Below are 13,591 nucleotides of genomic sequence, written 5' to 3'. Positions count from 1 at the left end.
TCGTAAGATTTTAATGACTAAATTTGGGCATTTTTCGGTAAATTTTAGTTTATTTCCCTATCCCCCTATCCCCCTATCCCCCTATCTCCAATAATCGTTAACTTACTAAAGTTTGAAACAGCCCTGCTCCCAGGAGGGGAAGTGAGGGAAGAGGTAAAAAATAATGTGTACCTCATAGCTATGAAAAACCCTGTATATATTAATTTTGATACTGCATCAGTTGTTTTTGTTTAGCGTAAATGCTTTTCAGGTGCTTCTTAACAGTATTGATGCTGATATATAGCTGCTGTGCAATTTCTTCGTAAGTTAAGTTGGCTTTTTTAAGTAACCATACTTCCTTCTCCCGGTGACTTAAGCCATATTTAATAGCATCAGTGATAGCGGAATTTTGGGTAGATTGATGTTTATCTTCTAGGGTGACTAACAGATAATGATTTCGGGATAACTCTAACGTTAACCATCTAACCCTAACCCGAAAGTTAACTGACTTATTCACTTTAATTTCAGCTTCGATAATTAGTTTGCGATCGCTAAACAACTCACGACTATCAATTAATGATTCGCAAACTCGCCAAATTGGCTGAGGGATAGAGTTTATCGGTGACTTACCTTGAGAGATTTGAGAGCACATTCGACGTCCACACTCATTGGCATGAAACAACTCTTGGTTAGTAGTTATAATCAGCACCCCATCAACAAAGCCTTCAATAATTGCTTTGAGCAGTAATGGCAAACCTTCTTCTGAATCTAACTCTGGCTTACTGCTTTCGGGTTTAGTCGCTTCTACTTTGATTGATTGTGGTAAACTACAATAGTGTTTAAAGTGTTTGACATAATCTAGTTTTTTATCCGGTTTATGAAGCTCATATGTGCTTGAAAAAACTTGGCTTAACTCAATATGAATGGGTTTTGTAAAGAGTTTTTGATTAGTCATGGTGAACCTTGATTATGAGAAATTAATTGGGCTTATCCCAAATGCAATTGATAAACTAATTGGTTGTTTTACGTTTTCCATTTAGCGATCAAATTATTTCTATTTTTAGCACCCCACTGGCGCTGCTGAAATTATTTCCAAAGATAAATTCGCTGTAATCAGCTAGGTTATCTAGTCCAAGGAAGTTGAGCCAAATTTCTAACAATAGCCATAACGTTGTTCTTGCCAACAGTTTTTTAGAGAGCACATTCATGGTTTTATTTAGGATAAAATTCCTAGAATATATAGCAGTTTTGAATTGGGTGAGGTACTTTCCTCCTGGGTTTTAGGGACTGGGGAAACCCCCTTTGGCCGACTCCATCGCTATTGCCTTTTGCCTTCCCCCCTTCCGGGCGGGGGGTTAGGGGGGATTCCTTTTGCCTTAAATTGCTATATATTCATCAAACCCCACTGCATACTGACTTACCGCCTGAGATGATCTGACTTGTGACTAAATTGTGAAGAATTTGTGACTGAATTTTCCTTTGTCAATGGTATAATCCCTACAGTCATGATCAAATGAGCCATGCCTAGGTCGCTCAAAGTCCGTCAGGAATGCATTGAAAAAGTTAAACTGGCAGTCAGGCGTAACGGTTTTCCGAGCCAGAGGGCTTTGGCGGAAGATGTCGGGTTTGCCTTAGCCACAGTCAGCAACTTCCTGACCGGTAAACCCGTTGACTATATTACTTTTGAAGAACTTTCTCAGAAATTGGCACTGGAATGGAGAGCCATTGCCAATTTTGATTTTGACCCGCCATCCCAGGCTGTAGTAGATGATCTGTCATCCCAGACTGTAGATCAAAAGCCACAAATCAGAAGCTCTAGCAAACGCCAAGACTTGGGAGAAGCAATTGATGTTACCAATTTCTACGGGCGCAAGGAAGAATTAGCCACACTCAAACAATGGATTATTAATGACCATTGCCGACTGATTACCTTAATTGGCATGGGTGGAATTGGTAAAACAACTTTGTCTGTCAAGTTAGCCCAGGGTCTACAATCGGAATTTCAGTACCTGATTTGGCGAAGTTTGCGTAATGCGCCACCCATTCACGAGCTTTTGACGGACCTGATTGGGTTTTTGTCCGATCAGCAAGACACCACTTTACCAGAAAGCTTAGATGGTAAAATCTCCTGTTTAATCGAATATCTGCGGGCAGAGCGTTGTTTGTTCATCTTAGATAATGTAGAGTCAATTCTATCCCCTGACCAACGGGCAGGAGCCTATCGCCCAGGATATGAAGGCTATGGGCAACTCCTCAGAAGCTGGGGCGAGACTAACCATCAAAGTTGTCTGGTGTTGACCAGTCGGGAGAAACCCAGAGAAATTAGAAACAAAGAAGGTGTAAACGCTCCGATTCGTTCCCTGAGGTTACCTGGCTTAACCGAGGGAGAAGGGAAGAAAATTCTCGCGGAAAAAGGCTTTTCTGTCTCAAAAGACGAATGTCAAGCACTGGTAGAGTTTTATGCAGGCAATCCTTTAGCATTGAAGATTGTTGCCACGACAATTTATGAGTTGTTTGACGGCGATGTGGCTCAGTTTTTAGAAGAAGGCACTATTGTCTTTGGTGATATTTCCGATTTAATGGACCAGCAGTTTAATCGCTTGTCAACTTTAGAACAACAGGTGATGTACTGGCTGACCATTAATCGAGAATGGGTCTCATTTAAGGAGCTACAAAGGGACATTATTCCGGCTGTTTCATTCAAACATTTATTAGAAACCTTAGAATCTCTACAATTGCGCTCAATGATTGAGAAGACTTCGGGAAAATTTACTCAACAACCCGTGGTGATGGAGTATGTCAGCGATCGCTTAATTGAACAGATTTTCTGCGAAATTCAAACGGTAGAAATAGCACTATTGGAGCGCTGTGCCTTAATCAAAGCCCAAGCCAAAGATTATCTGAGAAATGCCCAAATTCAGCTGATTCTAAAACCGATTACCGAGCAACTACTCAACCTGCTTGGTCTCCCAGAAAATGTCCAAAACTATTTGAATCAAATTTTATCAAAACTGAAGTCTTTTCCCCCTCGAAAACCCGGATATGCCGGGGGCAATGTTCTCAATTTACTCTGGCAGCTTAATCTTGACCTGAGTGGCTATGATTTTTCTAACTTAACGGTTTGGCAAGCTTACCTACAGGGCATGAATTTGCATCGAGTCAACTTCGCCAATGCCGATTTAAGTAAGTCGGCTTTGACTCGCACCTTAGGGGGGGTTTTATCAGCGACCTTTAGCCCAGATGGGAAACTCCTGGCAACTAGTGTTGATAATGAGATTTGGTTGTGGGACGTTGCCAACATTAAACAAATTATTACCTGCAATGGTCACAAGGCTTGGGTGCAATCCCTGGCTGTTAGTCCAGAGGGAGAAATTTTAGCCAGTGGTAGTAACGACCAAACGATCAGGTTGTGGAATGTCCAGACCGGGCAATGTCTGAAAACATTGCGAGGTCATACCAGTTGGGTGCAATCCCTAGGGTTTAGTCCAGACGGGGAAATGTTAGCCAGTGGTAGCCATGACCAAACGGTAAAGCTGTGGAATGTTCACACTGGAAAATGTCTGCAAACCTTGTCAGGCCATAGCAATCCGGTATTTTTTACTACCTTCAGTCCCAATGGACAAAGGTTGGTCACTGGGGCTGAAGACCAAACTGTGAGAGTCTGGGATGTCAACACTGGTTCTTGCCTGCAAGTCCTAGAAATCCCGATCAATTGGGTATTATCGATTGCCCTTAGCCCAGATGGACAAACATTGGTAACTGGAAGTGATGGCACAACGGTAAAATTTTGGGATTTAGCCAGTGGTGAGTGTATCAAAACCTTACCAGACTACAACAGTTATGTGTGGTCAGTTGCTTTCAGCCCAGATGGTAAAACACTGGTGACCGGTAGTGAGGATACAACGGTTAAAATCTGGGAGGTGGAAACCGGGAAATGTCTCCAAACGTTGCACAAGTATAGCAATTCCCCTTTAGGTAATAGCTACGCTTCACGGATTTGGTTGGTTGCTGTTAATCCGGATGGTCAAACCTTGCTGAGTGTGAGTGAAAACCAAACCATGAAGTTATGGGATATCCACACCGGACAATGTTTAAGAACAGTGGAGGGGTATAGTAATTGGATCTTATCCGTTGCTTTTAGTCCAGATGGTCAAATGTTGGCCAGTAGTAGCGAAGACCAACGGGTAAGATTGTGGGATATTGATACGGGGCAATGTCTACAAACGTTGTCAGGACATACTAATCTAGTCTCATCAGTCACTTTTGCTCCCAAAGACCATCAGATTCTGGCCAGTAGCAGTGACGACACAACTATCAAACTTTGGGATGCAAATACAGGAGAGTGTTTGCAAACACTGTGGGGACACGATAGTTGGGTGCATTCGGTCAGCTTCAGTCCAGAGGGAGAAATTTTAGCCAGTGCCAGTCGTGACCAAACGGTAAAGCTTTGGGATTGGCATACAGGAGAATGTCTGCACACCTTAGAAGGGCATATTCAGCACGTCTTAACCATTAGTTTCAGTCCCTGCGGTAAAATCCTAGCCAGTGGTAGCCATGACAACACGATTAAACTTTGGGATGTCAGTACGGGAACCTATCTACAAACATTGCCAGGTCACGAGGATTGGGTTTTATCGGTTGTGTTCAGTCCCGGTGCCAATCTGCTGGCCAGTGCCAGTGGAGACCAGACTATTAAACTGTGGGATGTTGAAACGGGGCAATGTCTACAAACCTTATCCGGTAACACATCTCGAGTCAGAACAATTGCCTTTAGTCCAGATGGCAAGAGTTTAGCAAGTGGCAGTGATGACCAGACTGTTCAACTGTGGGATATCAGTACAGGTAATGTTCTCAAACTATTTCAGGGACACCACAAAGCCGTCCGGTCAATTGCCTTTAGTCCTAATCGTCCTGTGTTAGTGAGTAGCAGCGAAGATGAAACCATTAAGCTTTGGAATCTTGACACCGGTGAATGTATAAAAACCCTGAGAATTGATCGACCCTATGAAGGGATGAATATTAAAAACGCCATTGGTTTAACCAAACCTCAGAAAAACACGTTAAAAGCTCTAGGTGCAGTAGATAAAGAGTGAAGCCTGGCACCGCAATGGTTCTAGCTCCCTTGACAAATAAGCTTATAATATGCTATTATAGAAGTATAATTTCTGATCATAAAGCAAGCTAAGGGCAAGAAAAATTAAGCCAAAATGTGATCTACCCAAATGTGATTTAGATCAAGGGTTATGACCATAGTAAGCCTTGATTATATGCACTATTGTGCTTATTTATCACTCTTTTGAAGAAGAATTTATTGAGTCTTGTCCTTGCCCTGTATCATAACAATTGAGGTCCATAAAAGTGGCTATGGAAAATACAGAATCTAACCAAAATTCTGAAGATCAAGTAGTAGAAAATACATCTGGCGATACTAACCCCTTAGGGGACGATCGCTCCGACTCTCAGGAAACAATAACAACTCCTGAAGAAGCTGAAGTAAAAGCTGAATCGAGTGATGAAAATGTCGAAACAGATAATAAAGACACTAAAGAAATTACTGCACCAGAATCTAATCCAACTACTAGTGAGCGTTCTCCAGGAAAAACCGATAGAGGTTTATAATCCAGGAGTTCTATTCTTGGGCGAGAATTGACCAACTCAGCGATCCCCCCTAACCCCCCTTAACTAAGGGGGGAATTAGATAAAAAAGTGCTCCTGATGAAGGTATAATTAGATAAAAAAGTGCTCCTGATGAAGGATAGAATTAGATAAAAAAGTGCTCCTGATGAAGGATAGAATTAGATAAAAAAGTGCTCCTTAATAATGGTAATTTAGGGGGTTATAAATCAGGAATTAACAAAACTGTAACTCCTTCAATAAGTATTAAGAGAATGCCATGACCTACAATATCTATGGGCTGCTGGTAGCTATTGATGAATATCCCAGTCCTGTTCCTTCTTTGAATGGCTGTGTCAATGACATCCTAGAAATACAGGAATATTTGCAAGGGCGGGTCGCTGCAGATGGAGATAAACTTCACATCCGCACACTCTTGAATCAAGATGCTACCCGTCAGGCAGTTATTGATGGTTTTCGGGAGCATTTGTGTCAAGCTAGCAGTGAAGATGTTGCTTTCTTTTACTACGCGGGACATGGTTCTCAAGAGCAAGCCCCACAAGAGTTTTGGGCAATAGAGCCAGACAGATTAGATGAAACATTAGTCTGTTATGACAGTCGCACTGAAGGGGGTTGGGACTTGGCAGATAAGGAGTTAGCCAAGCTAATTTCTGAGGTAGACCAGAACAACCCCCACACTGTTATTATTTTAGACTGCTGTCACTCTGGTGCTGCCACCCGTGGCGAACTAGAAGCAGAAACAGCAATTCGTAAAACTTCCACCGACAAACGTCAGCGACCCTGGGATAGTTTTATTTTCTCCTTGAGTGAAACTGAAAAATTATCAGCTGCCCTCAGCCCGGAAAAAAATCCTAGTGGTTGGAGTTTCCCCACAGGAAAACATATCGTCCTAGCCGCTTGTCGAGATAGTGAGACGGCGAAAGAATACAACAGCAATGGGCAACCAAGAGGTGCGTTTTCTTACTTTTTGCTGGATACCTTGAAGAAAGCCAATGGTAGCCTGACTTATCGGGATTTATTCAAGCGTGCCAATGCCCTAGTCCGCAGTAAGATCGACGCCCAATCTCCCCAAATCGAAGCTACGGAGTTGAGTGATTTAGACCAACCTTTTCTCGGCGGTGCGATCGCTAACCATACACCCTACTTTACTGTCTGCTATGACAAAAACCAGGACTGGGTGATTGATGGTGGTGCGGTTCACGGCATTTCTCAACCTGTTGGGAATGACACCACAATACTGGCCTTGTTTCCCTTTGACACCCCCACAGAGGAACTTCGCCAACTCTCAACGGCAGTAGGTGAGGCAAAAATTGTCGAAGTAATGCCCCAGCTGAGTAAAGTTCAAATTAGTGGTATTGGGGATTTAGATCCCGAAATGACCTGGAAAGCAGTAATCACTAGTCTGCCCTTGCCACCGAAAGGGGTTTTATTGTCAGGAGAACCAGCTGGTGTAGAATTAGCCCGTAGCACCCTGCTCAACACGGCTCACAATCAGCCTTCCCTGTATGTTCGGGAAGTGGCAACCCCTGAAGCTGCCGATTTTAAGTTACTGGCTCGTGACGGTAACTATTTAATTACACAACCAGCGGATGACCGTCCTCTAGTGGCTGCCATTTCAGGTTACACCGATGCCACTGCCTTGCAGGCGATTCAGCGATTAGAACATATCACCCGTTGGCTGAATATCACTGAACTGGCCAGCCCAGCCACCAGCCGCATTCGCCCCGATGCTGTGCAAATGTTGATTTACCAGCAGGATGGGACGCTTTTGCTAGATACTGACATTCGCCTGGAATATCAACAGGAAAATGGCAGGTGGCGATCGCCCACATTGAAAATTAAGCTGAAAAACACCAGTAATGAGCCGCTTTATTGCGCTCTGCTGGTTTTAACCGACTTTTACGCCGTCGGTGCTGGGTTGTTAGATGGCGGTGGGATTTGGCTGCAACCAAGGGGGCAAGAGGGAGATGAAGCCTGGGTTAATCGCGGAAATCCTATTTGTCCTACGGTTCCCAAACAACTATGGCAAAAAGCGGGGATTACGGAAGTTAAAGATATTCTCAAACTGATTGTCTGCTCGACGGAATTTGATGCCACTTTGCTCGAACAACCAAAACTGGACCTACCTCAACGTCCCGTGCCTACACCCCATAGCGGAAATGGTACCCTCAACCGCCTAATGCAAAGGATTCCAGCTCGTGACCTCCCCAACAGACCAAAAGACGATCAAATCTATGATGACTGGTTAACTAGCCAAATTAGCATTACTACCGTGCGTCCTCTACACACTACTCCAATTCCCACAGGGGACGAGTCTGTCTTTCTGGGAGTGGGTTCCGCCCTATACGCCCATTCCGAATTGAGAGCTAAGGCACGTCTAACCACTCTCACCCAATCAACTAGGGATTTAGGTAATCATATCTTACCACCGATACTGCGGGAAAACCATCCGGGAATTGAGTCCTTTGACTTTACTAGCAGTCGGGGAACTGATCCTGGTTTAAGCGCGCTGGAATTAACTGAGGTGGAAAATCCGTCAGCCGTTACACCCAAAAATCCCCTGAAACTTATTGTTGATCGACCCCTTGCTTGTGATGAACAACTGTTACCGATTAGCTACGATGGGGAGTTTTTCCTGCCTTTGGGACGGGCTCGGTCTACCCCGGAGGGCAAAACGGAAATTTTACTGGAACGGTTAACAGAACCAATTAGTGAAGGTAGCCGCAGCTTGGGGGGTTCGATCCGAATTTTCTTCCAAAAAGTAGTGTCTCAACAACTGGGGCTAGAGTTTAATTACCCAATTTTGGCAGCAGCGGATGTCACTGCCTCTGGAGTGGTCAACTATACAGTCAACTATACAACAGAGGTTGAACAAGTCAAGTCGCGGGTTGCCGAAGCCCAACGCATAGTCCTCTACATACACGGTATTCTTGGTGATACCGAGAGCTTGCTGCCCAGCCTTCGCTCCGCCCAGGTTGAGGTGGATGGAACACAAAAACCCCTGGCGGAATTGTATGACCTGGTACTCACCTATGATTATGAGAGTTTAAATACCTCAATTGTAGAGAATGCTAAATTGCTGAAGCAGAGACTACAAGCTGTAGGGTTAGGGGAGAACCACGGTAAAATTTTTCACATTGTCGCCCACTCCATGGGAGGGTTGGTTTCTCGTTGGTTTATTGAACGAGAAGGAGGTAATCAGGTAGTTGGGCATTTAATTATGCTAGGTACACCCAATGCTGGTTCCCCTTGGTCTACGGTTCAAGATTGGGCATTAGCTACCTTAAGTATCGGTTTAAATGGGCTGTCAAAATTTACTTGGCCAGTACCAGTGATGGGGATGTTGCTTAAGGCTATTAACCAGTTTGCTGATGAGATTGAAACTATTGATATTTCCCTAAACCAGATGCATCCCACTTCTGAGTTCTTGGAACAATTAGCAGCAAGTCCCGACCCCAAAGTACCTTACTCAATTATTGCTGGTAATACATCTATTATTCCTGCCGCCCTGACAGCAGAGGCCAATCAAACGTCTAGGGCGTGTTTTCAAAGTTTTCCGCAAGATTTAGATCCCCCCCAGCCCCCCTTAAAAAAGGGGGAGCCATACTCAAAGTCCCCCTTTTTTAAGGGGGATTTAGGGGGATCTCAGAGTTTGAAGACACGCCCTAGTCCCTTGCAACGACTAATGCAGAAGTTATTTGATAAAGCTGTAGCTCTGGCTTTCTTTGAGCAACCAAATGATATCGCTGTTACAGTACAAAGTATAAAAAGCTTAGGTTCAAACCGGACTCCACAACCGAAAATTCAGGAAATCGGCTGCGATCACCTGGTTTACTTTACTGAACCAGTGGGGTTAACTGCCCTCTCCAAGGCAGTGATTCAAGCCCTAGAAAACACAAAAGATATTACTAATAATTCTTCAGGGAACAAAGCACTGAAATGGTGGATTATTGGGGTTGTTGGGGTATTAGTAGCAGCTAGTATTGGTTGGTTGATAGTAAAGTCATCCAATAATAGCCAACGGAGCAATCAATCTCAACCCCGCGAGAATCTAGGTCAATGATGCGTAAGCGGTCAGCGGTCAGCGGTCAGCCGTGCGCGTAGCGCTTAAGCTGTTCCCGTAGCGCATAAGCTGATAGCTGATAGCTGATAGCTGATAACTGATAGCTGAATGCTTACAATGCTATATACGCCAATGACACTAGGGCTTGTCTGCTTTCGTCAATAGGTAAAGATTTATTACGAAAATACTAATTTCTGCGTAAAGTTAACAAATTATCTTGGGGAATAAATAGGGAGCATCCCAGATTTTACAAACTATACCCCAGCTGTGTGAGCGGGATTATACCGCCCACATAAAAAGATATATTTGCCAAAATGGGATGCTAGCAATCCCTAGTATTAAAGTTATCTTTATAAGTGCTTTTAGTATAACATGTTTTCTCGCAATCTCGCCTTGATCATCGGTATCAATAACTACACCAACGGCATTTCTCCCCTGAACACTGCCGTAAACGATGCCAAAAAACTAGTGGAAATTCTCCGCGAGAAGCATGATTACGAAGTCTGGGAATGCTTAGACGAAGTGGCAACTCTGTCTAACTTCCACAAATTTTTATTTCATACCTTACCAGAACTTGTTACTGAAAATGACCGCTTATTATTTGACTTTGCTGGTCATGGCGTCGCTCTCAATGGGGATGATGGCCCGGCTGGTTACTTAATTCCTCAAGATGCCAAACTCGGCAATACTAATAGTTATCTGCCCATGACCAAGTTACACGATGCTTTAAGTCAATTACCCTGTCGTCATTTCTTGGGTATCCTCGACTGCTGTTTTGCTGGTGCTTTCCGTTGGTCGAATACTAGGGATTTACTCACATCGCCAGAAGTAATTCACCAAGAACGATACGACCGTTTTATTACTGACCCAGCCTGGCAAATCATTACTTCTTCAGCTTCTGACCAAAAGGCTTTAGATAACTTCTATTTAGATAGCGTACGCGGTCAAGTCGGCAATCATTCCCCTTTTGCAGCGGCATTATTAGAAGCCCTCGAAGGTGGAGCAGATATCTATCCTCCTGCTACCAATGGTAAACCGCCTGGAGATGGGGTAATTACAGCCACCGAATTATATTTACATTTACGGGATCGAGTCGAAATACCCACAGAAAAATGCCGTCTGCGACAAACCCCTGGTATTTGGTGTTTAAATAAGCACGATAAGGGAGAATATATCTTTCTTTCTCCCGGACATGAACTTAATTTACCCCCCGCACCACCTTTGGATCAATCACAAAATCCCTATCGCGGTTTAAACTCCTTTGACGAGAAACACAGTTCACTGTTTTTCGGTAGAACATTACTAGTGGAAAAGTTACAGGATTTTGTCAAAGCTAATCCCCTGACAGTGGTGTTGGGTGCTTCCGGTTCGGGTAAGTCTAGCTTGGTCAAGGCAGGATTAATTCCCAAACTACGGCAAGATAATACCGAGAAATGGTGTATTTTGCCACCCATCCGTCCTGGTGAGACTCCCTTGGAACCATTAAATAATGTGCTGACTGAAGCTAAGTTACCCTTGGTTGAGCCACAAAACCCCCAGCATAACCTGGCAATGAGCATTGATGTTTGGGCAAAAAATAACCCAAACTCTAAGTTATTACTGTTTATTGACCAAAGCGAAGAAATTATTACACTCTGTCAAAACTATGATCAGCGTCAGGAGTTTTTCCAACAGATACTCACAGCCATAAATGCCCATGGGGATAAATTACGGGTAGTATTAACCCTACGTTCTGACTTTGAACCCCAAATCACAGATGTGGGCTTAAAGTTGGCACCGGAAGTACTAAATCAATTGGGAACTAAGGTACTGATAAATCTTTGGCAAAGTGGACGATTTATTGTACCGGCGATGACACGAGGGGAACTCAACGAAGCGATAGAAAAACCGGCTCAAGCACGGGTAATGTATTTTCAACCCCACGATTTAGTAGAAAAATTAATTGATGAAGTGGCGGATATGCCCGGAGGATTGCCCCTGCTGTCTTTTGCCTTGAGCGAACTTTATCTGAAATACTTAAGGCGACAAAGGCAGGCACAATATAGAGGAATCACCATTGACCGGGCGCTGACTCAAGAAGATTATCTTGAATTGGGGGGAGTAATGCGATCGCTAACTCAAAGGGCTGATCAGGAGTATCATTTGCTAGTTCAAGAAAATCCCGCTTATGACCAAGTAATCCGTCATGTCATGCTGCGGATGGTGGCACTAGGTGGGGGTGAATTAGCCCGTAGGCGGGTACCTTTATCGGAATTGGAATATCCACCAGCGAAAAATGCTTTAGTGAAGGAAGTAATTCAGCGTTTTAGCACAGCACGGTTATTGGTTATTGGACAAGATGCTGAGGGGAATCCTAATGTCGAACCAGCCCATGATGCTTTAGTACGGGGATGGCAAAGATTGCTGGGATGGAAACAAAACGAGGAAGAAAGCTTACTTCTACAACGGCGGTTGACTCCCGCAGCCCAGGAGTGGAAAAGCCAACAAAAGGCAAAGTTTCTTTGGCATGCTAACCCTCGTCTTGATTTGTTGAAAAAGGTATCTTTATCCGATGATAACTGGCTTAACCAAGTAGAAGCTGAGTTTGTGCGGCGTACTCTGCAAAAAAGGCGAAATGATAGCCGTCGATTCATTAGCCTAACGGTCGTGATTCTCGCTCTGAGTGGATTGAGCATCTTTAGTTTTAATCAGTTGCAGCAACTCAACTCCGCATCTGAGCAATTCCAAAGCGACTCTATCAAAGTACTAGCGGAATTTTCCATCAATACTGTATTGAACATTAACCCCACTTCTGAAAACAATCCAGTTCGTGGAGAGGTAAAGGCACTCAATAAAGCCCCTTGGAGAACTCTGTTGAACGAAAAAAATCAGGTATTTGCCATGTCACGTAAGTATAATAAGGGGCAAGTATTCACGATTGCACATCATGGACTTTTATCAAATACAAATTATAGTACTTTTATGTTTTTAGTGCTTAATTATATCAATGGACTTAATGGCAATAAAAAAGTATTAATGTCAAGTGGACATTGCGAACTTTTGACTTTAAATAATGATTTAAAAGGTTACAAAATAGCCGATATTATGGAAAAATTGGGGTATGAAACCAAGGAGATTTCAGCACCTATTAATAGCACAAAAATTCAAAATACAAACGCCAATATTATCATCATTGGAAATGCATGGGGCAATCTTGAAAATGATGAAATAAAGACAATTGAGCAGTTTGTATCGAACGGTGGTAAAGTCATTATTGTTGGATTAGGAGGGTATTGGAAAGATTACAGTGACAAACCTGATCAACTAGATAAGCTAGCACACCGAGGCAAATGCAATCAGGAAGGGCAGGATACAAATGATATCTCAACATACCCAATGAACAAGCTTTTAGAGAAATTTGATGCTCGTTTTGAAAGCTCTTTGATCAATTAGCAGAACACTAACTAGGTATTCAAGACGATCACGAATTAGAAGACAAGACTTTTATCCACAGAGTGCTTGTCTGTTTGAGACGAGCAGTTAAGGCGATGAATCACTCAGGATGAAAAAGGGGTAATCGCGTTTGTGACTATCTGAAGAATAACTCTAATGTGAGCGATCGCCATCTCTTTGACGATGTAAAGAAGTAGTTGCAGAAGATAAAATTTTTTAACACTAGAAACAGTTCTTGGTCAAATATGGGCCTTGCTGAATTAAGGAATGAATGCGCGATTATCTGGTTTTATTAAAGCCCCCTAAATCCCCCAACTTTGGGGGACGCAAGAGAGTTTTGTTCCCCCCAGAATTGGGGCAGGGCTGTTTCAAACTTTAATAAGTTAACGATTATTGGAGATAGGGGGATAGGGGGATAGGGGGATAGGGAAATAAACTAAAATTTCCCGAAAAATCCGCCAATTTAGTCATTAAAATCTGACA

General features: G+C 43.3%; 6 protein-coding genes. 4 read left to right on the top strand and 2 right to left on the bottom strand.

Annotated features, from left to right (window positions below; translation table 11 throughout):
• Positions 1 to 199: 199 nt before the first annotated feature.
• Together F6K51_RS32505 and F6K51_RS32500 are read right to left on the bottom strand one after the other, a co-directional pair.
• Positions 200 to 934, bottom strand: coding sequence for a LuxR C-terminal-related transcriptional regulator (locus tag F6K51_RS32505; protein ID WP_293028644.1), 735 nt, complete (start codon positions 932 to 934; stop codon positions 200 to 202).
• A gap of 88 nt (positions 935 to 1,022) precedes the next feature.
• Positions 1,023 to 1,187, bottom strand: a complete 165-nt coding sequence (locus F6K51_RS32500; RefSeq protein WP_293028641.1) for a hypothetical protein — start codon at positions 1,185 to 1,187, stop codon at positions 1,023 to 1,025.
• Between the two features lie 312 nt (positions 1,188 to 1,499).
• Here F6K51_RS32500 and F6K51_RS32495 point away from each other — a divergent pair, with 312 nt between their 5' ends.
• The 4 genes from F6K51_RS32495 (at position 1,500) to F6K51_RS32480 (ending at position 13,108) form a co-directional block, all read left to right on the top strand.
• Entirely contained in the window at positions 1,500 to 5,072 is a 3,573-nt protein-coding gene (locus F6K51_RS32495) for an NB-ARC domain-containing protein (RefSeq protein ID WP_293028638.1), read from the top strand.
• Between the two features lie 271 nt (positions 5,073 to 5,343).
• Positions 5,344 to 5,598: a hypothetical protein gene (locus F6K51_RS32490; protein WP_293028635.1), complete on the top strand. Its 255-nt coding sequence runs from the start codon at positions 5,344 to 5,346 to the stop codon at positions 5,596 to 5,598.
• 274 nt (positions 5,599 to 5,872) lie between these two features.
• Positions 5,873 to 9,676 carry a caspase family protein gene (locus tag F6K51_RS32485; protein ID WP_293028632.1) on the top strand — a complete coding sequence of 1,268 codons (3,804 nt, stop codon included), beginning with the start codon at positions 5,873 to 5,875 and terminating at the stop codon, positions 9,674 to 9,676.
• Positions 9,677 to 10,048: 372 nt separating this feature from the next.
• Positions 10,049 to 13,108, top strand: a complete 3,060-nt coding sequence (locus tag F6K51_RS32480) for a caspase family protein (RefSeq protein ID WP_293028629.1) — start codon at positions 10,049 to 10,051, stop codon at positions 13,106 to 13,108.
• Positions 13,109 to 13,591: the final 483 nt, after the last annotated feature.

It is taken from the genome of Moorena sp. SIO3I8, from assembly GCF_010692325.1.
Lineage (GTDB): Bacteria > Cyanobacteriota > Cyanobacteriia > Cyanobacteriales > Coleofasciculaceae > Moorena.
This window is presented reverse-complemented; position numbering and strand designations above follow the sequence as displayed.

Coding starts and splice junctions, on each gene's coding strand:
- F6K51_RS32485 (WP_293028632.1), top strand. CDS start 5,873: ATGACCTACAATATCTATGGGCTGCTGGTAGCTATTGATGAATATCCC.
- F6K51_RS32490 (WP_293028635.1), top strand. CDS start 5,344: ATGGAAAATACAGAATCTAACCAAAATTCTGAAGATCAAGTAGTAGAA.
- F6K51_RS32495 (WP_293028638.1), top strand. CDS start 1,500: ATGCCTAGGTCGCTCAAAGTCCGTCAGGAATGCATTGAAAAAGTTAAA.
- F6K51_RS32480 (WP_293028629.1), top strand. CDS start 10,049: ATGTTTTCTCGCAATCTCGCCTTGATCATCGGTATCAATAACTACACC.
- F6K51_RS32500 (WP_293028641.1), bottom strand. CDS start 1,187: ATGAATGTGCTCTCTAAAAAACTGTTGGCAAGAACAACGTTATGGCTA.
- F6K51_RS32505 (WP_293028644.1), bottom strand. CDS start 934: ATGACTAATCAAAAACTCTTTACAAAACCCATTCATATTGAGTTAAGC.